The sequence below is a fragment of the Nocardia cerradoensis NBRC 101014 genome (genome assembly GCF_000308535.1).
GTDB classification, from domain to species: domain Bacteria; phylum Actinomycetota; class Actinomycetes; order Mycobacteriales; family Mycobacteriaceae; genus Nocardia; species Nocardia cerradoensis.
The window spans coordinates 28,945-52,922 of sequence record NZ_BAFW01000001.1; the positions used below are offsets into that span (position 1 = coordinate 28,945).

General features: G+C 68.4%; 27 protein-coding genes. 9 read left to right on the top strand and 18 right to left on the bottom strand.

The genetic code is table 11. The features are described from left to right. The first annotated feature begins 66 nt into the window (after positions 1-66). Positions 67-288: an RNA-binding S4 domain-containing protein gene (locus ON23_RS00115; RefSeq protein ID WP_030516732.1), complete on the top strand. Its 222-nt coding sequence runs from the start codon at positions 67-69 to the stop codon at positions 286-288. A gap of 34 nt (positions 289-322) precedes the next feature. On the opposite strand, the gene rraA is transcribed toward ON23_RS00115, so the two are convergent. The 7 genes from rraA to ON23_RS00150 all read right to left on the bottom strand — a co-directional run bounded on the left by rraA (position 323) and on the right by ON23_RS00150 (position 4,911). Then, positions 323-808 carry a ribonuclease E activity regulator RraA gene (rraA, locus tag ON23_RS00120; RefSeq protein WP_039775068.1) on the bottom strand — a complete coding sequence of 162 codons (486 nt, stop codon included), beginning with the start codon at positions 806-808 and terminating at the stop codon, positions 323-325. A 72-nt stretch (positions 809-880) separates the two neighbouring features. Next, positions 881-1,339, bottom strand: coding sequence for an SRPBCC family protein (locus ON23_RS00125; RefSeq protein WP_036496952.1), 459 nt, complete (start codon positions 1,337-1,339; stop codon positions 881-883). A gap of 91 nt (positions 1,340-1,430) precedes the next feature. Beyond that, the gene (locus tag ON23_RS00130) at positions 1,431-2,372 is read right to left on the bottom strand and encodes a CopD family protein (protein WP_039775073.1); all 942 of its coding nucleotides are present in this window, start codon (positions 2,370-2,372) and stop codon (positions 1,431-1,433) included. Further along, a complete protein-coding gene (locus ON23_RS00135) occupies positions 2,369-2,923 on the bottom strand; it encodes a copper resistance CopC family protein (protein WP_039775074.1) in 555 nt (184 codons plus the stop codon). Before ON23_RS00135 ends, ON23_RS00130 begins: the two co-directional genes overlap by 4 nt. Continuing rightward, positions 2,920-3,576 (bottom strand): YcnI family copper-binding membrane protein, encoded by a 657-nt coding sequence (locus ON23_RS00140; RefSeq protein ID WP_039775076.1) that lies wholly within the window; start codon positions 3,574-3,576, stop codon positions 2,920-2,922. The genes ON23_RS00135 and ON23_RS00140 overlap by 4 nt, the downstream gene beginning before the upstream one ends. A gap of 73 nt (positions 3,577-3,649) precedes the next feature. Beyond that, the gene (locus ON23_RS35655) at positions 3,650-4,255 is read right to left on the bottom strand and encodes a hypothetical protein (RefSeq protein ID WP_051041728.1); all 606 of its coding nucleotides are present in this window, start codon (positions 4,253-4,255) and stop codon (positions 3,650-3,652) included. 14 nt (positions 4,256-4,269) lie between these two features. After that, on the bottom strand, positions 4,270-4,911 hold the full coding sequence (locus ON23_RS00150) for a DUF6474 family protein (protein WP_039775078.1): 642 nt from the start codon (positions 4,909-4,911) through the stop codon (positions 4,270-4,272). 382 nt (positions 4,912-5,293) lie between these two features. On the opposite strand from ON23_RS00150, the gene ON23_RS00155 reads away from it, so the two are divergent. Together ON23_RS00155 and htpG are read left to right on the top strand one after the other, a co-directional pair. After that, the gene (locus ON23_RS00155) at positions 5,294-7,012 is read left to right on the top strand and encodes a TM0106 family RecB-like putative nuclease (RefSeq protein WP_174376451.1); all 1,719 of its coding nucleotides are present in this window, start codon (positions 5,294-5,296) and stop codon (positions 7,010-7,012) included. Next, positions 7,009-9,012 (top strand): molecular chaperone HtpG, encoded by a 2,004-nt coding sequence (gene htpG / locus ON23_RS00160; protein WP_039775080.1) that lies wholly within the window; start codon positions 7,009-7,011, stop codon positions 9,010-9,012. Before ON23_RS00155 ends, htpG begins: the two co-directional genes overlap by 4 nt. A 105-nt stretch (positions 9,013-9,117) precedes the next feature. On the opposite strand, the gene ON23_RS00165 is transcribed toward htpG, so the two are convergent. Together ON23_RS00165 and ON23_RS00170 are read right to left on the bottom strand one after the other, a co-directional pair. After that, positions 9,118-10,470: a lipase family protein gene (locus tag ON23_RS00165; RefSeq protein WP_083903577.1), complete on the bottom strand. Its 1,353-nt coding sequence runs from the start codon at positions 10,468-10,470 to the stop codon at positions 9,118-9,120. Positions 10,471-10,658: 188 nt separating this feature from the next. Then, on the bottom strand, positions 10,659-11,426 hold the full coding sequence (locus ON23_RS00170) for an SDR family NAD(P)-dependent oxidoreductase (RefSeq protein ID WP_036496958.1): 768 nt from the start codon (positions 11,424-11,426) through the stop codon (positions 10,659-10,661). A gap of 186 nt (positions 11,427-11,612) precedes the next feature. Here ON23_RS00170 and ON23_RS00175 point away from each other — a divergent pair, with 186 nt between their 5' ends. Then, complete coding sequence (locus ON23_RS00175; RefSeq protein WP_051041729.1) at positions 11,613-12,296, top strand: TetR/AcrR family transcriptional regulator; 684 nt, start codon at positions 11,613-11,615, stop codon at positions 12,294-12,296. Positions 12,297-12,313: 17 nt separating this feature from the next. Here ON23_RS00175 and ON23_RS00180 read toward each other — a convergent pair whose 3' ends face one another. Next, positions 12,314-12,751 (bottom strand): VOC family protein, encoded by a 438-nt coding sequence (locus ON23_RS00180; protein ID WP_039775082.1) that lies wholly within the window; start codon positions 12,749-12,751, stop codon positions 12,314-12,316. Then, positions 12,751-13,320 (bottom strand): DinB family protein, encoded by a 570-nt coding sequence (locus tag ON23_RS00185; protein ID WP_039775085.1) that lies wholly within the window; start codon positions 13,318-13,320, stop codon positions 12,751-12,753. Before ON23_RS00185 ends, ON23_RS00180 begins: the two co-directional genes overlap by 1 nt. Positions 13,321-13,381: 61 nt before the next feature. Between ON23_RS00185 and ON23_RS00190 the strand changes: the two genes are divergently transcribed. After that, the gene (locus tag ON23_RS00190) at positions 13,382-14,356 is read left to right on the top strand and encodes a helix-turn-helix transcriptional regulator (protein WP_039775086.1); all 975 of its coding nucleotides are present in this window, start codon (positions 13,382-13,384) and stop codon (positions 14,354-14,356) included. Positions 14,357-14,380: 24 nt separating this feature from the next. Here ON23_RS00190 and ON23_RS00195 read toward each other — a convergent pair whose 3' ends face one another. From ON23_RS00195 to ON23_RS00210, 4 genes are all read right to left on the bottom strand, one after another. Next, complete coding sequence (locus ON23_RS00195; protein WP_039775118.1) at positions 14,381-15,097, bottom strand: TMEM165/GDT1 family protein; 717 nt, start codon at positions 15,095-15,097, stop codon at positions 14,381-14,383. 360 nt (positions 15,098-15,457) lie between these two features. After that, the gene (locus ON23_RS00200) at positions 15,458-15,985 is read right to left on the bottom strand and encodes a hypothetical protein (protein WP_039775088.1); all 528 of its coding nucleotides are present in this window, start codon (positions 15,983-15,985) and stop codon (positions 15,458-15,460) included. Positions 15,986-16,188: 203 nt separating this feature from the next. After that, a complete protein-coding gene (locus ON23_RS00205; protein ID WP_036496963.1) occupies positions 16,189-16,812 on the bottom strand; it encodes a superoxide dismutase in 624 nt (207 codons plus the stop codon). Positions 16,813-17,070: 258 nt separating this feature from the next. Next, positions 17,071-17,679 (bottom strand): hypothetical protein, encoded by a 609-nt coding sequence (locus ON23_RS00210; protein WP_039775091.1) that lies wholly within the window; start codon positions 17,677-17,679, stop codon positions 17,071-17,073. 450 nt (positions 17,680-18,129) lie between these two features. On the opposite strand from ON23_RS00210, the gene ON23_RS36615 reads away from it, so the two are divergent. The 4 genes from ON23_RS36615 to ON23_RS00230 all read left to right on the top strand — a co-directional run bounded on the left by ON23_RS36615 (position 18,130) and on the right by ON23_RS00230 (position 21,476). Beyond that, positions 18,130-18,513 (top strand): rhodanese-like domain-containing protein, encoded by a 384-nt coding sequence (locus ON23_RS36615; RefSeq protein WP_039775093.1) that lies wholly within the window; start codon positions 18,130-18,132, stop codon positions 18,511-18,513. Between the two features lie 72 nt (positions 18,514-18,585). After that, complete coding sequence (locus ON23_RS00220; RefSeq protein WP_039775095.1) at positions 18,586-19,683, top strand: DUF4328 domain-containing protein; 1,098 nt, start codon at positions 18,586-18,588, stop codon at positions 19,681-19,683. Continuing rightward, the gene (locus ON23_RS00225; RefSeq protein ID WP_036496965.1) at positions 19,680-20,447 is read left to right on the top strand and encodes a glycerophosphodiester phosphodiesterase; all 768 of its coding nucleotides are present in this window, start codon (positions 19,680-19,682) and stop codon (positions 20,445-20,447) included. The genes ON23_RS00220 and ON23_RS00225 overlap by 4 nt, the downstream gene beginning before the upstream one ends. Before the next feature lie 102 nt (positions 20,448-20,549). Further along, positions 20,550-21,476: a DUF5926 family protein gene (locus ON23_RS00230; protein ID WP_039775097.1), complete on the top strand. Its 927-nt coding sequence runs from the start codon at positions 20,550-20,552 to the stop codon at positions 21,474-21,476. A gap of 91 nt (positions 21,477-21,567) precedes the next feature. Here ON23_RS00230 and ON23_RS00235 read toward each other — a convergent pair whose 3' ends face one another. The 3 genes from ON23_RS00235 to ON23_RS00245 form a co-directional block, all read right to left on the bottom strand. Then, complete coding sequence (locus tag ON23_RS00235) at positions 21,568-22,116, bottom strand: ferritin (protein WP_039775099.1); 549 nt, start codon at positions 22,114-22,116, stop codon at positions 21,568-21,570. A gap of 152 nt (positions 22,117-22,268) precedes the next feature. Beyond that, the gene (locus tag ON23_RS00240; protein WP_039775100.1) at positions 22,269-22,808 is read right to left on the bottom strand and encodes a ferritin; all 540 of its coding nucleotides are present in this window, start codon (positions 22,806-22,808) and stop codon (positions 22,269-22,271) included. A gap of 9 nt (positions 22,809-22,817) precedes the next feature. Continuing rightward, positions 22,818-23,966, bottom strand: coding sequence for an LCP family protein (locus ON23_RS00245; RefSeq protein ID WP_083903582.1), 1,149 nt, complete (start codon positions 23,964-23,966; stop codon positions 22,818-22,820). Positions 23,967-23,978 lie beyond the last annotated feature (12 nt).

The window sequence follows — 23,978 nt, forward strand, 5'->3', positions numbered from 1 at the left end:
ACCCCGGTACCCATCGCGACGGGGGCGGCGTGCGGCCCGCCGGGCGCGGCGGTAAAGATGTAACCCATGTCGGATCCAGTCGATGTGCCGATCGAAGACGAAGTCATTCGACTCGGGCAATTCCTGAAGCTGGCCAATCTCATCGACAGCGGGTCGGAGGCCAAGACCGTGATCGCCGCCGGGCTCGTGCGCGTCAACGACGAGGTGGAACTACGGCGGGGCCGCCAGCTCCATGCCGGAGACGTGGTCGCACTCGCCGGCCACCGCGTGCGGGTGGCAGGCGGATAGTTCGGCGGGCGCGGGCCCGGCGGCGATCGGCGGCTCATTCCGCGCGGACGACGACCCCGTCGTGATCGCTGTAGAGCATCTCGCCCGGAACGAAGGTGACGCCGCCGAATTCGACCGGCACATCGCGTTCGCCGGATCCGGTCTGCGTGCTCTTGCGCGGATTGGTGCCCAGCGCCTTGATGCCGATGGGCAGGGTGCGCAGAATCGCCGAATCGCGCACGCCGCCGTTGACGACGACGCCGGACCAGCCGTTGTCGACGCCGCGTCCGGCGATCACGTCACCGACGAGGGCGGTGTGGATGCTCGCGCCGCCGTCGACGACCAGCACACGTCCTTCACCGGGTTCGCTGAGAGTCTGCTTGACCAACAGATTGTCCTGGAAGCAGCGAATGGTGACGATGCGCCCGCTGAACACCGGATTGCCGCCGAACTGCGTGAATTGCGTATCGCAGCTACGAATCTCGGGGCCGATCTCATCGGCGAGGTCGGCGGTTGCCACTAGGTTTGCTGAATCGGTCACGAAATAAGCTTGCCATGCGGGCGACGATCGGATCCTGAGACCTTCCCGCCGCCTGCCGCGGCCCGGCCCGGTTCAGCTGTCGAGGGTGCGCTGATACTCCGCGATCTTGGTCGTCAGATTGTGGGTGGTGTGCTTGACCGACAGCTTCACGAACGGCTCGATGGTCTTGCCCAGCACCTTGCCCGCGAGCCCGCCCGGCACCCGGTATTCGACGATGGCGTCCACCGTGCAGTCGCGGTCGCCGCGGGGATGGAACAGGAAGGTCGATTCGATCTCGAAGCCGGTCACGGCCTTCACCGCGATCGCGACGTTCTTCTCCCAGCGCACGATCTGCAGCCGGGAGGTCAGCGAGGCGGGGCCCAGTTTGATCTCGGTGTCGAACGTCGCGCCCAGCCCGGCCACCTGATCGGTGATCGGGCGGAAGGAATGGACCTCGGTGACGAATTCCGGCAGATGGCGATAGTCGTTGACGTAGTCGAACGCGGTCTCGGCCGGCGCGGCGCAATCGGCCACGATCTTCACTGCGGTCATGAGAGTAACCGTAACGTGTTGCAGTCCGGCCCGGACCGGATGTAATTGCTATCACTCCAGTTCGCAGGGCCTATCCGGCCCGGGCTCGGACTCAGGCCGTCACCGACAAGGTCGCCGCCAAGCCGAACACCGCCGCCATCACCACCACCTCGATCAGTGCCCGGCGCAACGAGTCGTCCGCACTCATCCGATGGTCGGTGGCCACCGGAACCCAGCTGCGCCGCCACCACCAGCCGAGCCCGAGCAGCGCGAGGACCATGACCGTCTTCGCGAGCAGGATGCGGCCGTACCCGGTGTCGACCAGCGCGACCGGATCACCGACGCGGACCAGCCCGTTGACCACGCCGGTCACCGTCACCGCCGCCACCGCGGGCAGCGCCCAGCCCGAATAGCGCGGCAGGATCACCGCCCATTCACCGCGGGTGCGCACCACCAGCGCCAACGCCAGCAGCAGACCGAACCAGGCGGCCGCGGCGAGAGCGTGCACCGCGGCCAGGACCGAGCCCAGCGTCTGCTGCGACATATGGCCCGTGATCGGCCGCAGCACCAGGGTCACCGCGGCGAAGACCAGCACCAGATCGGCGCTCGCGCGGTCCGGTCGCCGGAAGGCCAGCGTGCTGTAGCAGGCGACCGCCGCGGTGCCGATCAGTACGGCGATGCCGATCTGGCCGCCGCTGACATGCGCGACGTAGTCGCCGAAATCGGCGGCGCGCAACCGGCTCAGCGGGACCCCGACCACCTCGGCGGCCTCGGTGGACAGCAGCACGAATTCCGCGACCGTCCAGAGCGCGCCGAACACGGCCAGCAGCCGCCACGCGGGCCGCAGCCGGTCGTGCAGGCGCGGCAGCGCCGCCAGGCCGAGAACCGTGGCGCCCAGCCCGTCGGCCAGGGTGCGCACCGGCGCCTCGGCCTGGACCGGATCGGGTGCGGCGAGCGCCCATCCGGCGGCGACACCGACGAGGGCGGCCGGGACGACCAGCAGCAGTGCGTAACGCAGTGCGGTCGATCTGTTGCCGGCCGTCCCAGGCCTCATGGTTTGCCGCCGCTGCCCGGCCGTCGGGAGCGACCGCCGAACAGCGCGAACGCCAACCCACCGCCGAACAGGACGACCGCGGCCACGATGAACACCCACAGCGGTACGCCACCGGAATCACCGTCGCCACCCGAGCTGCTCTTGGCGTCGGCCTTGGCCCCCGGTGTCCCGTGACCGGGCGTGGTCAGCTCGAAGGTACGGGTGCCGCTGACCGGATGGCCGTCGGCGGAGGTGACCCGGTACGCCATCGTGTAGGTGCCGGCCGGGCCGAGGTCACCGACCTCGACGCTGACGGTCGGCCCGTCCACCACCGGTTTGCCCTTCGACCACAGATTCCCGTCCGGGCCGACGACGGTCAGCGACGGGAAGCTCGGCTGCAGATTCTCGTTGAAGGTGATGCTGACCCGCGCCGGGCCGGTCGCGAGTTTCGCGCCGTCGGCGGGGTCGGTGGATACCACCGTCGAATGCGCGGCGGCGGGGCCGGCGACCGCGATCGTCGCTCCGCTCAGCGCCAGCGCCCCGACCAGGGCGAACAGTATGCGGCGCATCATGCGCGCCGGCTCCGGATCAGGCTGCCGAGTCCGAGCGCGGCGCCGAGGGCACCGAGCACCAGTCCGATACCGCCCAGCCAGCGCGCGGTGTTGTCGGAATCGGACTCGTCATTGTCGGTCTCGCTCGACATGCCGGCCGCGTGGTCGTGCTCGGATCCGGCGGCCGCCAGCGTGACGCTCGGCGCGGGGTGCTCGGGTTCGTCGCCGCCGGCGGGCATGGGTTCGTTCCAGTTGACGACCTTGCCGTCGCTGTAGGTCTGGGTGGCCGGGAAGCTGATCTTGTCCTGCTTCGGCAGCGGACCGACCGCGAGGGCGAAGCGCTGGAACTGTTCGGGGGTGATGCCGGGATTACCCGGGTTCGCGGTCCAGGTCACGGAGGTGAACTGGTTCTTGTCGTTCTTCTCGGTCTTGGCGGTCCAGCCCGCGACGGGTTCGGTGCGGGCCGCGGACAGCTGTGGCAGCGCGACGGTCAGCTTGGTGGTGGACGCCGTCGCCGATTCGGTCGGCACGCGGAAGGTGATGACGGCGTAACCGCCCTGGGCCGCGCCGGGCGCGTCGGCGGTGACGTGGGCGGCCGCGGTGCCGGAGGCGAGCAGGGCGAGACCTGCGGCGGCGCCGGTCGCGACCAGGGCGCGCGACAGTGAGGTGGACATGATTGAGCTCACGATGGGTGACTTTCTCGGTACTCGGCGATATGCCGGGGAATTGCCTGTGGTCGGGGGCGGTTCAGGCGAGTACCGGTGGTGCGCGGGAGCCGAGGGCACCGGCGCGCCATTGCTGCCACGCCGGCCGCGCGGCGGTCCGCCACCGGGGGGTGGTGATATCCACCGGCGGCAGCGGCCGGGTCGTGACGGCCCGGACCGAGTGGGAGACAGCGGCATACAGATGTTCCACGGCCACGATGAGCGCGGCACAGGCCACGGTCGCGAGCGTGTGCGCCAGCATCATCCAGCTGCTCGGGAAGATCGACGTCAGGCCGGAATGACCGCTCCCGCACGATGTTTCACCCGGCTCGTGGGCGGGCAGCAGACTCAGCGCGATATGCGAAGCCGCCTGTCCGCCACCGAGTGCCGCCGCCACGCCGGCTCGGCGCCACGCACCGCCGGCGGGCGGCAGCATCGAGGCGAAGGTTCCGGCGACCGCCGCGCTCAGCAGGAGCAGCGCCGCCGTCGCCGAGCCGGGATAGCCGCCGCCGGCCCAGCCGTGCGCGGCCGCGGCGAGGACCACCACCGCCATACCGACCAGGCCGCCCCGGAGCCCATCGATGCCCGGCCGCCGGACCGCTCGCCGGTGCGGCGGGGATCCGGTGGCGGTCCGGGCACGATGCAGCATGACGAAACGGTCGGTCAGTGCACGCCGAGGCGCGCGAGGATATCGGCTTCGACGCCGGAGAGTTCGTGCGAGATGGAGTTGTGCACCGCCCGGCGGCGTGGCGCGGGCATCTGCTCGGCGGTGCGCACGGCCGCGGACAGGCTGGCGAGCCGGTCGCGGGTGGCGGCCACGAACTTCTGCGTCTCGCCGCTCTTGTCGCCGGAGTTCTCGATACCGGCCAGGGTCGATTCGACACCGGTGATCCGGGCCTGCAGGCGGGCGCCGTGACCGGTGAAGTTGCCGAGGTCACCGAGGCCGATACCCAGCCGGTGGGCGCGGCGGGTGTCGATCTGGCCCCGGACGAAGGTGGCGGCCCGGTAGGCCAGCGGCGCCAGCACCGGCACCAGCACCCGCGCCACGCCCAGATACTTCTTCACCTGGCTCGCGGTGAGCAGTTCCCGGTCGGCCCGTTCGGCGGTCTTGAGGGCGGCCTTCTCCTCGGCCTTCAATGCCGCGATCTGTGCCTTCGCCACATCGCGCTGGGTGCGGAGTTCGGCGCGCTGACGTTTGCGTTCGTTGCGGGCGCCGAGTTTGGCCTCCAGCGCGGCCTTGTGCTTGAGGGCTTTCGCCTCGGCTTTGCGGTCCGCACGCCGCTTGCGCTTGGTGAACAACCCCATCGAAAGCCCTCCGTCACGAAGTTCCGTCATGCTGATATACCCACATGCCACACGGTTTGCGCCAACTGTAGCGGGATGCGCACCCGAGGGCGCCGTCGCGGCGGCCGGGGCGCGTGCCGGTCCGGGCTCGCCGGCCGCGTGAGTGCCGAGGTAGCGGCTCCGCGTACGCCCGGCACGCAGGCGGTTCGCGGGAGTGTCGGAGGTAGGGACCATACTGCTTAGCGTGTATTCGGGCAGCGGCGACCAAGACGGTCGCGAGGAGGACGGCGGAGGCGACGAGCGGCGGGCTGCTGCTCGACGAACCGTCGTGGTGCCCGCCGAAGTGGAACGGGCGCAGCAGGTTTCGGCCGGCACGGCGAGTGCTCCGGCCGACCCGGCTGATCTGTCGGCGCCCGCCGGGTCCGGCGAGCACCCGCCGCGCATCGCCTATGTCGACGCTCGCGCGCTGGTCGGCTGCCGGCACCGGCTGCATCTGGATGCGACTCATCCGGAACGGCTGCTGGGGGTGCCGGAGGACGCGGGTGTCAAACAGCGCCGTGACGCCGCCACCGCGCATCGCTCGAAGGTCCGCGACACGCTCGTCGCCGCCGATCCGCAGGCGTGGGTGATCATCGACCCGGATCAGCACGCGAGCGGCCGCGCCGAGGACACGCTGCGCGCGTGTTCCGAAGGGGCGCAGCGTATTTGGGGGGCGTTGCTGCCGCAGGAGTCCGATACCGGCCGTCGCGGCGGCTGTGAGATCCTGCTGCGCGATACCGATCGCGGCGGCTACATCCCGATCATCGTGGTCAACCACAAGGTGACCGATCCGCGCCAGCCGGATCCGGCCGATTTCCATCCCACCACCTCGGACCTGTACCGCTGGGATCCGCGTCCCGACCGGCACGTCCGGGTCCGCACCCAACCGCGCGACCAGCAGCGGCTGGCCCACCTCTATCGCATGTTGCAGCGGCACGGCCTGGCCAGTCCCGCGCTGGTCGGTGGCGCCATCGGCTATCACTTCGACCGGATCCTGGTGCACGATCTGGCCCCGGTGCTCGACGAGTACGACCGGCGTTATGCCGATCGCATCGCGGTGGTGCGCGGTGAGCTGCCGACCGTTCCGTCCAAGGTGCCGGAATGCCGGCAGTGCCCGTGGTGGACGCGGGCGCCCAGTGCGGCCGGCGGTGAGCGTCGCGACATCACCGAACCGCCCGCGGTGAGCTGCGAGGGCTGGCTGGCGGCCCACCGCGACGTCAGCCTTGTCGCTCCCGGCTCGCGGGCCGAACTGCTGCGCCGCCACGGCGTGCAGACCATCGACGACCTGGCCGAGTGGACCGCCGAGGAACCCGAGGACTGGCAGTACGAGCCGTTCGCCGAGACGGTCGTGACCGCGCGTGCCTGGATCTCGGGCGCGCCGCTGGTCCGCCGCGTGGACCGGGTGCGGGTCGCCCGGGCCGACGTGGAGGTCGACGTCGATCTGGAGAGCTATCAGGAGTACGGCGCCTACCTGTGGGGGACCCTGCTCGACGGGGTGTATCGCCCCTTCTTCACCTGGGATCCGCTGCCCACCGCCGACGAGGCCCGCTCGTTCGCCGAGTTCTGGACCTGGCTGATGGCGGTGCGCGCCGATGCGGCCGCGGCCGGCAAGACGTTCGCCGCCTACTGCTACTCGCGCACGGCCGAGGACAAGTGGCTCTACGAATCGGCGCGCCGATTCGCCGGTCGGCCCGGCGTCCCCACCGAGGACGAGGTCCGCGCCTTCGTCGACAGCCCGCAGTGGGTGGATATGTTCCAGGCGGTGTCGGAGCAGTTCATCTGCCCGAACGGCAAGGGGCTCAAGAAGATCGCCCCGGTCGCCGGATTCGGCTGGCGCGATCCGGAGGCCGGCGGCGAGGCGTCGATGAGCTGGTATCGCCTGGCGGTCGGGTACGACGGGGCGCCCGATCTGTCGCAGCGCACCCGCCTGCTGGAGTACAACGAGGACGACGTCCGCGCCACCCAGGTGCTGCGCGAATGGATGGCGCCCGCGCAACCCCGCGCGCACAGTGCCGACGCGCAGGTTCCCGCGATGACCGACTTTCGCGAGCCACCCGCGGTCCGTCGTAATATCTGCACGTGACCGATCACGTCGAACAACTGGAGTTTCAGGCCGAGACCCATCAGCTTCTGGAACTGATGATCCACTCGGTCTACTCGAACAAGGACACCTTCCTGCGGGAATTGATCTCGAACGCCTCGGACGCGCTGGACAAGCTGCGGCTCGAGTCGTTCCGGGACAAGGATCTCGAGGTCGACACCTCGGATCTGCATATCGAACTCGAGGTCGACAAGGACGCCCGGGTGCTGACCGTCCGCGACAACGGCATCGGCATGTCGCGCGCCGAGGTTGTCGATCTCATCGGCACCCTGGCCAAGTCCGGCACCGCCGAGCTGCGCCGCCAGCTGCTGGAGATGAAAGGAGCCGACGCCAATTCTTCGGGTCGCTCCGCAGGCTCCGCTCCCGCGGACCTCATCGGCCAGTTCGGTATCGGCTTCTACTCGACCTTCATGGTGGCCGACAAGGTCACGCTGACCACCCGCCGTGCGGGTGAGTCCGAGGGCACCCGCTGGGAGTCCGCGGCCGGCAGCTCGACCTACACCATCGAAACCCTCGACGACGCGCCCCAGGGCACCGCGGTCTCGCTGCACCTGAAGTCCGCGGACGAGGACGATCACCTCTTCGACTACACGCAGGAGTGGAAGCTCCGCGAGATCGTCAAGAAGTACTCGGACTTCATCTCCTGGCCCATCCGGATGCAGGTGGAGCGCACCGTCACCGAGGGTGAGGGTGAGGAGAAGACCGAGAAGACCATCCTCGAGGAGCAGACCCTCAATTCGCAGAAGGCGCTGTGGACGCGCCCGCGCAGCGACGTCTCCGACGAGGAGTACAAGGAGTTCTACAAGCACGTCTCGCACGCCTGGGACGATCCGCTGGAGATCATCCCGCTCAAGGCCGAGGGCACGTTCGAATATCAGGCGCTGCTGTTCATTCCCTCGCACGCGCCGTTCGATCTGTTCATGCGCGAGCACAAGCGCGGCGTGCAGCTCTACGTGCGCCGGGTGTTCATCATGGACAACTGCGAAGAGCTGATGCCGGAGTATCTGCGCTTCGTCAAGGGCGTGGTGGACGCACAGGATCTGTCGCTGAACGTCTCGCGCGAGATTCTGCAGCAGGACCGGCAGATCCAGATGATCCGCAAGCGCCTGGTCCGCAAGGTGCTGTCGACGATCAAGGATCTGCAGAGCGCCGAATCGGCCGAATCCGGTTCCGACGAGGCCACCGCGAAAGAGTCGAAGTACCAGACCTTCTGGAACGAATTCGGCCGAGTTCTCAAGGAGGGCTTGCTCTCCGACTTCGACAACCGCGAAACCATCCTGCAGGTCTCGTCTTTCGCCTCGACGCACTCGGATTCCGAGCCGACCACGCTCGCGCAGTACGTGGAGCGCATGGCCGAGGGCCAGGACAAGATCTACTACATGACCGGTGAATCCCGGCAGCAGATCGAGAATTCGCCGCATATGGAGGCCTTCAAGGCCAAGGGCCTCGAGGTGCTGATCCTCACCGACCCGGTCGACGAGATGTGGGTCGGCTCGGTGCCGGACTTCGACGGCAAGCCGTTCCAGTCGATCGCCAAGGGCGAGGTGGATCTGGAGACCGAGGAGGAGAAGAAGGCCTCCGAACAGCTGCGCGAACAGCGGGAGAAGGATTTCGGCGATGTGCTGAAGTGGTTGCAGGAGACGCTGAGCGACAGCGTCAAGGAGGTCCGCCTGTCCTCCCGCCTGACCACCTCCCCGGCCTGTGTCGTCGGTGATGTCTTCGACTTCACCCCGCAGTTGGAGCGCATGTACCGCGCCTCCGGCCAAGCGCTCCCGGAATCCAAGCGGATTCTGGAACTCAACCCGGAGCACCCCCTGGTCACCGGGTTGCGCGATGCCTACGCCAAGGACAAGGAGTCCGAGGATCTGCAGGCAACGGCCGAATTGCTCTACGGCACAGCGGTGCTGGCCGAAGGCGGGGAACTGAAAGACCCGGCCCACTTCGCCCGGGTCCTGGCAGACCGCCTCACCAAGACCTTCTGACCACGACAACCGAAACACCGAGGCCCGCAAGGAATTTCCTTGCGGGCCTCGGCGCGCGGGCCTCTCCGTGCGTGCCGCGGAATGCGGGCCGCCGTCGGCGGCGCATCAGTCGACGGTGCAACCGGCGATCGGCTTGTCGTTCAACCGGTCCATCAGATAGGGGATGACACCGCTCGGGCTGAAACCGTCGATGATCTCCGGACCGAAGTGGTTCGGCAGCGCCATACCGGGCAGGATCGGCGGGAGACCGTTACTGCGGAAGGTGACGGTGGCGCCCTTGCCGCACCAGTCGTCGGCGAGCCGGCGCGCCTGCGGATAGGGCACGGTGTCGTCGTTGACCCCGCTGGTGATCAGGACCGGTGCGGTCGGGCTGAGGGTGCCGATGCGCTGCCGGTCCAGAATGTCCATGGCCGCCGGTACTTCGCGCAGGTTGTCCAGAATCGGTCGATGGTCCCGGGTGAAGTCACTGCCGCGCAGGAGCGGATGTTTCAGGATCACATCGCCCACACAACTGTCCTGCAGTTCCGCGAGCAGGCCCGCGCCCTGCGGCGTGACGCGCTCGTCCAGCTCGGGCTTCAGATCCGGATAGCGTTCCAGAAACCCGTTGAGGGCGTAGGCGACCACACCTCCGATGAGATTTCCGTCGATCTTCTGCAGCACCGCGCTCAGATCGGCGGTCGGCGCGCCGGCCCACACCGCTTTCAGATTCAGTTCCGGTGCATAGCTGGGCTGCAACTCCGCCGCCGACGCGGTCGCACCGCCGCCCTGGGAGTAACCCCAGAAGGCGAGCGGCGTCTGCGCTCCGGTACCCGAGAGCGCGTTCGCGGCGCGCGCCGCGTCGAGAACGGCGTGCGCCTCTTCCACCCGGTTGACGTAGGTGTGGACGCCGGGTGTGCCCAGTCCGATGTAGTCGGTCACGAAGACCCGGGCGCCCAGCGCATGCCACACCATCGCCGATACCGCCTCCTGATTGGCGGAGATGCTCGGCGGGGTGATCCGGGCGTAGAGACCGGTGGCGAAGGCCTGCGACGGCGCGCACTGATCGCCCTGTCCGGAGGTACCGGGCGCGATCACGACGGTCGGCCGCGGTCCGGTGCCCTGCCAGGCGGCGGTGGCGTCGAGGTAGGTGCCGCTGACCGCGGTCGGAGCGCCGTCCTGGGTCTGCGAGGTGTACATGACCTTCTGCGCGTTCGCGGGCCACGGCCCGAATCCCGGCGGCGCCACGAACACCGGCATCGCCTCGGTCTTGATCACCGAGCCCGGTGTGGTCGCGAATTGCGCCGGGGGAGTGTAGAACTCGCTCACCGGCGTCGCGGTGGAGGTGCCGGCGGCCGCACAACCGAGCGCCGCCCCCGCACATGCCGCGGCCCCGAGTGCGATTATCCGGCGGAAGCCGCCCCCACCCCGTCTCGGCGATCCGCTCGCCCGCGAGCGCTGTGCTCTGTCACCCAGTTGCATCGTTACGACCTGGCCTTTTGAACTTACTACCCAGTAGAATCAGCTTTAACTTAGCCTTGATTCCCGCTGGGGAGAAATTCCTGTCACTCGCACCGAAGTGACGCCGCCATGCTTGTGATCGTTCACAACCGAGGGCCGTCGAAGCAAAAGGCCGACACGGGAATTCCGTGTCGGCCTCGGCTCGAATGTCAGCGCGGCGCCATGCGCAGCGCACCGTCCATGCGGAAGGTTTCGCCGTTCAGGTAGTCGTGTTCGGTGATGTACTGCGCGAGCTGCGCGTACTCGTCCGGGCGGCCCAGGCGCGACGGGAACGGCACGCCGGCCTCGAGGCCCTTGCGGTACTCCTCGGTGACGCCGGCCAGCATCGGGGTGTCGATGATGCCGGGGGCGATGGTGTTGACGCGAATGCCGAACTGGGCCAGGTCGCGCGCGGCCGGGACGGTCATGCCGGCGACGCCACCCTTGGAGGCGGAGTAGGCGATCTGGCCGATCTGGCCCTCGAACGCCGCCACCGACGCGGTGTTGATCACGACGCCGCGCTGGCCGTACTCGTCGACCGGCTCGGTCTTGGAGATGGCGTCGGCGGCCAGGCGCATCACGTTGAAGGTGCCCAGCAGATTCACGGTGATCACGGTCCGGAACAGCTCCAGATCGTGCGGGCCGTTCTTGGACAGGATGCGTCCCGCCCAGCCCACACCGGCGCAGTTGACCACGATGCGCGGCGGCACACCGGATTCGACGACCTTCGCCACCGCGGCGGCGACCTCGTCGTTGCTGGTCACATCGGTCGGGATCAGGGTGACACCGGCGGGGACGCTGTCGCCGGCCCGTTCGATCGACTGCGTCAGATCGAGACCGAATACGGTCGCACCCTGGTCGGCGAAGCGTTGTGCGGTCGCGGCGCCCAGACCGGACGCAGCTCCGGTGATGATCGCGGCGGAGCCCGAAATCTCCACGGTGTTTGGTCCTCTCGTTAGTGACGGCCCTATGGGTACTGGCCTTCCGTCAACAGCACCATATCGGGCGTGGGTGCCGTCACAGCCGGGGGTGCGCCGCGTGGGAAGCCGGCACCGCGCAGAATGGAAGACAACCAGCTAGTTTCGTTTGCGAACCGGTACGCGATCGAACGATGGAGTTGCCACATGACCGCCTCGGCCCCCGCGGACCGCCGGCTACCTCGGGGCCGGCACGGTATCCCGCGGGAAACGGTCGTCCGGGACCAGCGTGACCGGATTCTCGCGGCGATGGCGGAGGCGATGGCCGCCCACGGATATGTGGGCACGTCGGTCGCGGCGGTGATCAAGCGTGCGGGAGTGTCGCGGGAGACCTTCTACGAGCAGTTCCGCTCTAAGGAGGACTGTTTCGAGGCGGCCTACGAGCGGGCGGTGGAACAGCTGATCGCCCGGATCCAGGACACGCTGCGGCCACGGACCGACGCCCCGGCCGAACCGCCGATCGGCGCCCTCCTAGACGCCTACCTCGACGGTCTGGCCGCCGAACCCGCCTACGCGCGGCTGTTCCTCGTCGAGGTCTACGCCGCCGGGCCCAAGGCCATCGCGCGGCGCGCGGAACTGCAGGAATCGTTCGTCTCGCTCGTCGCCGACATTCTCGACGCCCGCACCGATCAGCAGCGCTTCGCGTGCCGCACCATGGTCGCCGCGCTCAGCGCCATGGTGACCACTCACGTCGCGGCCGATGATCCGGACGGGCTGCGGGAGTTGCGTGAGCCCATGCTCGAGCTGGTCCGGCGCAGCGGCGATCTGTTCGGCGGCGTGCCCGCCGCCCCCGGTCGCGCGGACCCGCGGGAGCATTTCGATCCCTGGTGACCACCGCGGGAGCCGGCTCAGTCGAGGCAGAACTCGTTGCCCTCCGGATCGGCCATCACGATGTGACCGTTGCCGAGCGGGGGAGCGGGTTCGTAACGCTGCAGCCTGGTCGCGCCGCGGGATACCAGTCGCTCGGCCTCGGCCTGCAGGGCGGCCATCCGGTCGTCGCCGGTCAGGCCCGGGGCCGCCCGCACATCCAGATGGACCCGATTCTTGGCCTGTTTGCCCTCGGGCACCCGCTGAAAGAACAACCGCGGCCCGGCACCCTCGGGATCGATCAGCGCCGAGGCGTCGTTGCGCCGTTCCGGCGGCACGTTCATGGCCGCCAGTGCCTCGTCCCAGGTCTGGAATCCGGGCGGTGGATCCTGCAGTCGGTAGCCGAGCGCCTCGGCCCAGAACGCGGCCAATCCCGCGGGATCGCCGCAGTCGAAGGTGATCTGGACATCGCGGGCCATCAGCTCGCCTCCTGTCGGTTGCGGTGCAGGTAGAGGTCGCGCAGCAGGCAGACCTCCGCCAGATGGTGGATCAGTTCGCGGTTGATGTGCAAAACCAGCGCCGAGAACGGTAATTCGGCATAGGGCCCTTCGGCCGCGCCGCACGGCCGGGCGAGGCCGTCTTCGCCCAGTGATCCGATGCCGTCGAGCCAGCCGGCGTACTCCGAATCGAGCTGGGCCAGTGCGTCTTTCGCGGTCTCGGCGTACTCGAACGTATGGTAGTCGGTGGCCGCGCGCCCGAAATGCGAGGCGTTGCGCACGGCGAGGACGCCGACGATCACGTGCCCGAGCCGCCAGGCGATCGTCGTGAACGGCGCCGGATCCGGCGGTGGGAAGGCGAAGTCGATGGTCATCGCGCCGGAACCGCCCTGGATCGGTGCGTTGCCGGCGCCGCGCGGGTGCAGATTCCAGCAATCGGGCACGGGTTCCCAGAAGTACTCGTCGTCGGTGAGTCCGTCGAGCCGGGGGCGGATCTGGTCGGTCCAGTGCCGGTCGATCTGCTCGCGAAGCAGGGTGTTCCAGTCGGTCATGAGCACAGCTTCGCGTGAATAGCGGACAGCAACCTTCCGCTATCTGTGCCACGATGACCGCATGACCGTCGAGGCGACCACCGAGCGGGTGTTGCGGCTGCTGGCCCTGTTGCAACGCCGGCCGTCGTGGACGGCTACGGAACTGGCCGACGAGCTGGGCGTCACCGACCGTTCGGTGCGCCGCGACGTGGAACGGCTGCGCGCGATCGGTTATCCGGTACAGGCCACGGCCGGTGTCGGCGGCGGATATCGGCTCGGTGCGGGGACGCGGCTGCCGCCGCTGCTGTTCGACGACGAGGAGGCCATCGCCACCGCGGTGTCGCTGCGCCTGGCTACGGGAGGAACCGTCGCCGGCGCGGGTGAGGCGGCGCTGCGGGCGCTGACGAAGCTCGATCAGGTGATGCCGCCCAGACTGCGTGCCGAGGTGCGGGCGGTACACGACGCCACCGAGACCATGGTCGGTCCGGGTATCGAGATCGATGCGGAACTGCTGATGACCCTCGCCCGGGCCTGCCGCGACGCCGTCCGGGTCCGCTTCCAGTACTCGGGCCGCAACGGGACTGCCGGTGAACGGACCGTCGAACCGGTCCGCATGGTCACCACCGGCCGGCGCTGGTATCTGATGGCTCGCGATATCGACCGCGACGACTGGCGCACCTTCCGCCTCGACCGCATGCGGGAGGTGCAGGCCACGACCTGGCGTTTCCGGCCGCGCGACCATCCGGATCCGGTCGGCTACGTCCAGCGATCGGTGGCCGAGGCGCCCTACCGCTTCCTCGCCCGGATCCGCGTCCACGCCGATTCCGCCCGGGTGCGCGACCTGATTCCGCCCCAGGTCGGCCGCGTCGAAGACGATCGCGACGGCTGGTCGGTTCTGGTGGTGGCGGGCGACGACCTCGACTGGCTCGCGGTCCGCATCGTCCGTCTGGGATTCGAGGTCGACGTGCTGGAGCCTCCGGAACTCCGCGAAGCAGCGGCTCACCTGGCCCGCGATCTGTCCGCGCTGGCCGAACGGGGATCATTCGAACCGGGTTGAGCCGACCGCCGTGCGGCGCGCCGCTCAGCGTCCGTGCAGTGAATGCGGTTCCGCCGGCTCCTCGTCGGTCCGATTCGCCCGCCCGAGCACTCCCCACAGCGCGCCGCCGACCAGCGGCACCACCGCCGCGATCGAATACTCGCCGAGTTTGCCCAGGTCCGGCGCTATCGCGCCGAGCAGGGTGGCGGCACCGATGTAGAGGAACAGCAGGCCGGACGCGACGGCGACCGCGCGCTCCGGAATGTGCTTGCCGACCGTGATGCCGATGGCGATGGCGAGACCGCCGGCGGCGACCATACCCGCGACCGAACCCACCCAGACGGCCACCCAGCTGTGATTCGAGGCCAGCGCGATGGTGGCGAACATGGTGCGGTCGCCGAGTTCGGCGAGCAGGAACGACGAGATCACGATGAGGAAGGCGCGGCCGGGTGAGGCGGGGCCGGTGGTCTCGGGTTCGTCGGGATCGGGCTCCTCGTGCCGGGCCGCCCACAGCGTCCACACACCGACCGCCAGCAGGATCAGGCCGGTGCAGAGTGCGATGAAGTCGGTGGGCAGGGCCGCTCCGAGGAAATGTCCGACGCCGACGGCGATCACGTTCACCAGCACGCTCGCGACGGTGATACCGCCCAGCACGATCCACCAGCGGTAACGCAACGCGAAGGTCAGGGCCATCAGCTGCGATTTGTCGCCGAGTTCGGCGACGAAGAGCACGCCGAAGCTCAGTAGTATCGCGGCGATCATCATCGGCTCCCAGGTCTCCGGCGTGTCGGCCGAAGACGGGGCGCCCTCAGCCGACCACGCCCGTATGAACGGTCTGTCGTCGGCCGAAGGTCTCGCCCACCGGAAATCCGGTTCGGATGGCCGGATCCATTCAGCGGATCAGTATGTCGACCATGCGATTGCGGGCTACTCCCCTTCGCTGTCCTTCAGCCTACCCTTACCTGCGCGCTGCCGCCAAGTCCCTGTTGCTGAAATCGCAATGCGCACAATAAGTTTGGCGATGCGGCCGAAAAGTTTCGGGTACCCGTCGAAGGTGTTTCGCCGGGGCTCCGCACCGCGTTCGGACGTCCGTCCCGTGGGTTGCCGGGAGACCCGTGGGCCTCAGGCGGCGAGCAGCATGGCCAGCACCGCGGTATCCGGATCCGAGATCGGATCCACCCCCACGCGGCTGACCATCGAGGTGACCGTGCCGTCGAGCTCGGCCTCCACCCACGCCGCCCGGTGTGCGAGCCCCAGATGCGGAATGCCCGGCAGCAGAACACATCCCGACGCGGCGCCGACACATTCGGGCAGCGACGGATTCGTCTCGGAGGGCGGATGCAACATCATCAACGCGGGCGGCACATGATCGGCGAAGCGTCCCGGTTCGAGCGCTTCCTCGCCCAATACGGGCCCCTCGGCCACCACCAGGCCGACGGTGTCCGGATGCGGATCGTCGGGCAGTTCTTCGCGCGCACCGAAGACCGTCGTGGTGGTCAGCAGGCCGGGCAGACTCGCCACCCGCACCGCGAGCGCCAGCAGTTGCGCCCATTCCTTGGTCGTATCGGGCCAGCGCCCGGAGATCACGAAGCCACGCAGTATGCCGCGGGCCTGGAACGGCGTGACCCCGACCGGATTGTTCGTACGCATCGGATGCCTCCCGAACTGTCAACGGGGGCGGCTCCACGATGAGCGAGCCCGTCCTCGGCCTATCGTGCGATAGGAGTACCCGAGAATGACCCGAACAATGTCTGGCACACAAGTACCAGAGAGTGCTAAGTCGCAGGTAACACGCCCGCAACGCAACTCAGGCCATACCCGATGGGTATGGCCTGAGTACGCGGAGAGGCGTATCAGCCGAAGATCAGGCCCTTGCCCTGAGCGACGGCCTTGGCGAAGCGCTCCTGCACGTCGGCCCAGTTGACGACGTTCCAGAACGCCTTCACGTAATCGGCCTTGACGTTCTTGTACTGCAGGTAGAAGGCGTGCTCCCACATGTCGACCTGCAGCAGCGGGATGATGCCGAGCGGCACGTTGGCCTGCTGGTCGTACAGCTGGAAGGTCAGCAGCTTCTGGCCGAGGGTGTCGTAACCCAGCACCGCCCAGCCCGAGCCCTGCAGGCCGTTGGCGGCAGCGGTGAACTGCGCGCGGAACTTGTCGAACGAGCCGAACTGGTCGTCGATCGCGGCGGCCAGGTCCCCGACCGGCTTGTCGCCGCCGTTGGGGGACAGGTTCTTCCACCAGATGGAGTGGTTCACGTGACCACCGAGGTGGAAGGCCAGGTTCTTCTCGTGCAGGAAGATCGCACCGTGGTCGTCGGCCTCGCGCGCGGCTTCCAGCTTCTCGAGCGCGGTGTTGACGCCGGCGACGTATGCGGCGTGATGCTTCGAGTGGTGAATCTCGTTGATCTGCCCGGAGATGTGAGGCTCCAAGGCGCCGTAGTCGTAATCCAGATCTGGCAGCGTGTACTCAGCCACGATGTCCCTTCCTCATGATGTCGGCGCGTGTACCCGGTCATGTCGAGCACACCAACCTTCATTCGTACACCCGCTCGATGCAACCGGGTCCGGTCCACCCTAGATTCCCACGGCCCGAAATCGACGGCTCGGCCAGGATCGAGGGCGCACGCCCGTGGTATGCCCCGGCTCGGAGATTTATTCACGCTGAACGCATGTCGGCGCGATTTCGCCCGGATCGCGGTACGCGGTTCCGCCACTTCGGCGGTCCGCCGGCGTCTACATCGGCGGTGCGACGTCGGGCAGCATGGTGCGTGGATCGCACGAATCGTGTGCCTTCCACCAGCGCCGCGCGCCGGCGACGAAATCGTCGAGGCCGATCAGACTTCCGTCGGCGGTCTCGATGGTGATGTCCTCGAACCAGACCCGCACATCCAGTTCGCGCGGATCGGTGCCCTCCTGCTGGGAGAACTCGAGGACGTGGGCCGGGGTCCGATCGCTGATCGTGGTGTCGAAACTCAGCAGCTCGCGCCACAGCGCCCAGCCACTGTCGTCGACGTCGATGAAATCCCAGCCGTGCAGGGCGCCGCCACCGAATCCGGCGATGGCCTCCCCGAGGGTGTCGAGGGTGAGCGGGAAGATGCGCGGTTCCAGATCGTCCCAGCGCTGCCGGCGCAGGGATGCCGCGACCCGGCTGACCCCGGACAGTGTGAGCGACACCCGGCCGTCGGCGGGCTGCCCGTCGCCGGGGAGGGTGAGTACCTCCAGTTCGATTCGAAGTCGTCCGTCCGCGGCGTCGACCACGAGTCCGAGACAGGTCGCCTCGGCGAGTGCGGTGTTGAGCCCGGTCGTATCCAATCCGTCGAGTAACGCCCTGCTCGCGTCCATAGCGTCAGGCTACCGATTCCCCACCGTAGAGCTCGGTATTTCGGTTTCTCGCTAGTGGTGTCGTTTTTTTGCCGAAGGGAGGGAACCGATCGGTCAGCCGCCCCGTCCAAGTATGTGTCGGGCTCTCGTAGCGGCCGGTGATACACCGTTGACCAGCGCAGGAGGCCCGCAGGCGGCGGCGGGGGCCGCTCCGGGACCGAGGAGGGGAGTCCCGGAGCGGCCCCCGTTCCGTTTTCCGGAATCGGTTGATGCGAACCGACCGGTCTCGCAAGTCGCAACCTGTGGATGAGGTTGTGGATTATGTGGATAACTGGGGGTGAGATATACACAGGTCGGGATGCCCGGGGTGTGCGGCACGGTATGGACGGCCGGAACAAACCTGGAGTTCACCCGGGCGATCGACTGCCGGGTCTCCCCGCCGATCCGGGGGACGTGGCAGGATCGTCCATTGTGACGAGCTCCGAAATCCCCTCGGTGCCGGTCCAGGATCTGCCTGCCGAATTCGACGCCGCACCGTCGGCGGGCGCCGGATCCGGAGACGGCGCCCCCTCCGCGATCCTGCTCGATGTCCGAGAGGACGACGAATGGCAGCTCGGCCACGCGCCGGCCGCGCTGCACATCCCGATGATCGACGTGCCCGCGCGCCTGGACGAACTGGACTACGACGCCGACATCTACGTCGTCTGCCGCCAGGGCGGACGTTCGATCGAGGTCGCCAAGTATCTCGCGTACGTGGGATTCGATGTCTACCAGGTCGTCGGCGGCATGGTCGCCTGGCAGCAGGCCGGACGCCCGCTGAGCGGCGCGGGCGACGCCGAGGCGAAAATCTACTGACGAGCTGTCGAAGACGAGCGCAACCGCACACCCGATGATGAAGGTCGACTGGATGGAAGGGGGAGCAGCCCGGTGAGTACGGTCGTGCAACCCTGCGCCCGGTGCGGCGCCCGCTGGGCGGTGCACGGCACCCCGATGCACTGGTGCCCGCGCTGCCGCGGTGTGCTGCTGTCCCCGGCGCCCGTCGACGCCCCGCCGGAACGGCGCAACTACCGCTGGGTGGCCCGCCCGCCGGGGCGCGGCCCGCGGGTCGAACGCCCGCGTCCGGCGCCCGCGATCGATCCGGCCACCCCGCGCTACACCGAGATTCCGCGCTGGGGACTGCGGGACCGGCCGCCGCACGTCGCCGCCGCGCCACAGAACCGGATCCAGGCCGTCCTGCACTGGCTGACCGAACGGGTCGCCGGTCTGCTGCTGGCCACCGTCATCCTGTTCGGACTGTCGGCGGTCGCCGAATTCGGCCGCTATCTGATTCTGCTGCGCAACCGCACCCGGTTGATCCAGCCGCTGCTGCTGTTCTTCTCCGACCTCACCGTCTACGCGACCTCGGTCGCCGCGCTGATCTGCGCGCTGATCACCGCGGTCGGCCTGCTCGGCTGGCTGGTCCGTGCCCGCCGCAGCGCCTATGCCGGAAACGGCCGCCGCGATCCCCGCTCCCTGCGGGCGCTGCTGTGCGGCGGGCTCATCCCGGTGGTCAACCTGGTCTGGCCCGGTGTCTTCCTCACCGAACTGGCTCGCCAGCTCGGCGGTGACCCACGCACGCTGCGCGCGGTGCGGATCTGGTGGTGCGTCTGGGTTCTCAACGGTGTGATGGTCATTGCGTCGCTGTTCTGGCGCACGGCCGATACGCTGCAGGGCCAGGCCGACGGTGTGATCTTCACGGTCTACACCGATCTGGTCGCGGTCGCGGCGGCGGTGCTGTCGCTGTGGGTGCTGCGGATGTGCGAGGGTCGTGATCTGCGCGGCCGGATCCGGATGGCCAAGCGCTGGCTGCCCGCGGCCGGTCCGGCGGTCCCGGTGATCGAGCCCGTCCATCCGGTCACCGCGGTGGACACTCCGGACCGGGCGGCTGCCGGGAACGCCGAAACGCCGCACACCGAAGCCGAGCACACCGGCGCCGAGAACACCGAGGCGGAGCGCGTCGAACAGGAGGAGGTCATGGCCAAGTGAGCCAGGGCAATCGCGCACCGTTCGTGGTCGCGCACCGGGGTGCGTCGGGTACCCGTCCCGAACACACCCTCGCCGCCTACGAGCTGGCATTGGAGGAGGGCGCGGACGGTGTCGAATGCGATGTCCGGCTGACTCGTGACGGTCATCTGGTCTGTGTGCACGACCGCACGGTGGACCGCACCTCCTCAGGCACCGGCCTGGTCAGCGAGATGACCCTCGACGAGCTGCGGGATCTCGACTTCGGCGGCAACGGCAGCCCCGCTCCGGTGCTGACGCTGAGCGAACTGATCACGCTGGTACTGGACTGGCGCAGCCGGCCGACCAAACTGTTCATCGAGACCAAGCATCCGGTCCGGTACGGCGCGCTGGTGGAGAACAAGGTGCTGGCCGAACTGCAGCGCTTCGGCATCGCCACACCGGCCTCGGCCGACCATTCCCGCGCGGTCGTGATGTCGTTCGCCGCCACCGCGGTGTGGCGCATCCGCCGGGCCGCGCCGCTGTTGCCGACCGTACTGCTCGGCGAATCCTCGCGGTACCTGGGCGGAAGCGCCGCGACGACGGTCGGTGCCACCGCCGTCGGTCCGTCGGTGAAAACCCTGCGCGAACACCCCGAACTGGTCGACAAGGCCGCCGCCGCCGGACGCGCCACCTACTGCTGGACCGTCGACGATCCCCAGGACGTCGAACTGTGCGCGGAGCTGGGCGTCAGCTGGGTCGCGACCAACCATCCCGGCCGGACCAAGAACGTGCTGGACGGTATCTGACCGAACGGGACAACCCGGCGGCCGAATCGGTTCACCCCTACGCGCCACATTCGGTGCGCCCCTGCGCGGTGGTGGCCGCGGGAACCTGTAGGTTCTGCGTTCGTGGGTAAGAGCAAGCGCAACAGTCCCAAGCCCGACAGTAATCGGGCCCAGCGCCTCGCCGAACGTCGTGCGGCGCAACAGCAGGCCGCTTCGGCCGTGACGCGCCCCTTCGCCGGGCTGGCCGCCGAATGCGACCTGGTCGCACTCCGCGAGTTCGTCCCGTCGGCGACCGCGACCCTGGAACTGGCAGCGGGCGTCTCCGCCGAGCGCCCGGTGACGCTGGCCACCGTGCTGCCCGGCGCCGTGGCCGCCCTGGTGCGCGCCGGTGACGAGCCGACCGGATTCGTCGGTGCGCAGGTGCAGGTCCAGTCGGACGATCCGGCCGCCGATCTGGCCGCCGCGATTCTGTGGACGCAGGCCGCCGAACCCGGCGAATCGCTCACCGCGGCAAGCGAAGCCGCCCAGGACGCGGTGCCCCCGCTGTCCGAGGTCATCGATCCCAAGGCGAATCTGGATCTGACCGTCCACCAGAACTTCCAGTGGTGGGTTCCGGAGGGTGTCACTCCGGATCCGCAGGTCGCCGCGACCATCGACCAGGCCGATCAGGCGATCATGCCGTCGGACCGGCTGGCCCTCGGCGCCGAATCCGTGGGCGCGGCCTGGTGGGTCGACGCCGGCGAGAAGGCGCATCTGCGCTGGGTCCGGCCCGAGGACGAGGATGCCCTGATGCTGGCCCTCGCACGCGTGCACGCCGCGGGTGGGCTGCACCTGGGCGACGGCTCCCGATTCGCGGGTTCGTTCCGTACGCACGGCCTGCTGGTGCCGGTCTTCGATCTGGATCGCGAACGGCACCCGAGCGAATGGGTCACTCCCGCACACGAATTCGGTGCCCGCCTGGCCGAGGCGCTGGCCTCCGACGCCCCGCTGAGTTCGGAGGAGCGCCGCTCGCGCGACGGTCTGCGCTCGCGCCAGGTCACGCTGCGCTAGCGAAACCCACTGCGGGACAAGCGTTCCGCATCGGCTCAACACGACGAACTCGGCCCGCCGGACGGCAGGCCGAGTTCATCGTTTCCTCGCGTCAGATATTTCCGCCGGCCGCCGCCGGCGCCCCGGAAGCATCGCTCGGACCGCTCATCTCGCGGGAGACGAAATACTCGAGGTCGAACAGATTCGACCCGGCCCGGTCGGCGACGGTGAGCAGCGTGGTCATCCGTGCCACCTCTTCGACCTGTTCCTTCAGGAACCACTGCATGAACTGCTCGCCCAGATAATCGCCCTCCTCGCGGGCGGTGCTGGCCAATTGGATGATCTGCTCGGTGACGGTCTTCTCCTGCTGCAGCGCCAATTGGATCGGCTCGCGCGCATTCTCGAATTGCGACCGCGCGGCGTCGACCCCGGAGAGTTCGACGCTCATGTCCCGATCGAGGAAATATCGCACGATCATCATCGCGTGATTGCGTTCCTCGATGGCCTGGGCGTAGAAGTGTTTCGCCAGAACCGGCAGATCGGCATTGTCGAACCACACCGCGATCGCGATGTACTGGTGCTCGGCATTGAATTCATGCCGGATCTGATCGTGGAGCAGGGCGTGAAATTTGCTGTGCGAGAAATCGGCGTGGCTGGACATGAGCCCGACATTAGTGCTGGTCAAGTTCGGCTGTCATCCAAGTACACCCTTAATGAGGCAAGTATTGCCTTAGTTACCGGCGCCTTACCCGAGCTGCCCGGCCGCATTTCGGAATTCGCCGGCTGCCTGCGATTTCGGCTGCCCTCGCAATTTCATCGCCGCGCGGTTCCCGCCGGTTTCGGAGCGGAGGCGTCGGTTGTGCGTGTGGCCGGGATCTCGCGCGCCACGAACTCCTCGATGTCGAACAGATTGCCCGCCGCTCGCTCGCATACCGCCGCCAGTGTGGTGAGCCGCGCGACCTCCGCGAGCTGATCCTCGAGGAACCAGCGGACGAATTGTTCGCCGAGATAATCCCCCGCATCGCGGGCGGTGCGGGTCAGCGTGGTGATGTGATCGGTCAGTTCCCGTTCCCGGGTCAGCAGGAATTCCACGGTGGCCGTGGGGGATTCGAATTCCGAGCGCACCTCGTCGGTACCGGTGACCGGGACGGCGGCATCCCGGTCGAGCAGATACTGCACCATCCGCAGGGCATGGGCGCGTTTGTCCTCCGCGCCCAGATAGCAGATACGTGCCAGCTGCGGCAGCCGCTGCGCGTCGAAATGGACGGCCGCGGCGAGATATTGCTGTGAGGCGGTGAATTCGCGTCGAATCTGCGCGCGCAGCAGGTCGGGGAAGGGGCCGGTACCGGACATACCCCGACGCTACCGGGTGAGCAGATCGTCCGGGACCGCCTGGTCGTGTGCCAGCGCATCGAAGAAGCGGCCGGCCCGATCCTTGTCCCACAGCAACACGTTGCCGGAACCCGATTCGTCGACGAAGCCGCCGATCGGCACGGTGGTGGCGATCGTCTTGCCGTGCAGCGCCCAGCCCAACCGGCCGAGATCCCAGATGTGGTCGCCGTTGTCGACCTGCAGTGAGGAGGCCACATCGCGGGCCAGCGGCCACACCTTCAACGGGTTGACGAGCGTACCCGCGCTGGTCGCCTTCTCCAGCAGCGCGGACAGGAACAGCCGCTGATTGTTCATACGGTCCAGATCCGCTCGCGGGGTGGCGCGGGTCCGCACGAAGCCGAGCGCCTGCGAGCCGGACAGATGCTGACATCCGGCCGGAAGGTCGATACCGGCCTTCGGATCATCGATCGCATCGGGCAGGCACATATCGATGCCGCCGAGTGAATCGACCATGCCGGCGAAACCGCCGAAGCCGATTTCGGCGAAGTGGTCGATGCGCAGGCCGGTCGCGTTCTCGACCGTCTGCACCAGCAATTTCGGGCCCCCGGCGGAAAACGCGGCATTGAGTTTGTCCTTGCCGACGCCCGGAATGCTCACATACGAATCGCGCGGCAGGCTCACCACGGTGGGCGCACCCGATTTCGGGATGTGCACGAGCATGATGGTGTCGCTGCGCTCACCGCCCGCGTCGGCGCTGTCGCCGGTCGACAGTTCCTGCTCCTGTTCCGGCGTCAGACCGACGCGGGTGTCGGATCCGGTGAGCAGCCAATTGGTACCGGCCGTTTGTGCGACGCGGTCCGGATAGGCGGCCAGCGCGTCGATGCGGTGGAGTGAGCGATCCAGATAGATCGCCCCGGCGACCGGCAGCAGAATGACGATGAGCAGCAGAATCAGCAACCATCGGCCCCAATGCCGTTTCCGGCGGGCCTGCGGTACACGGGGTTCGCGCGGCGGGCGCTCGGCGCGGCGGGGACGTGCCGGCGGCGGTGGCGGCGGTGCCTCCCGGTACGGCATCGGGCGCTGGGTCGGAGCGTGGGTGGGCGGTTCGCCGCCGTGTTCGTAGGGCTGTGGATTGCCGCGCGGCCGCGCGGGACTGCTCGGCACCTGCGACCAGGCCAGCGGCGGATTGTT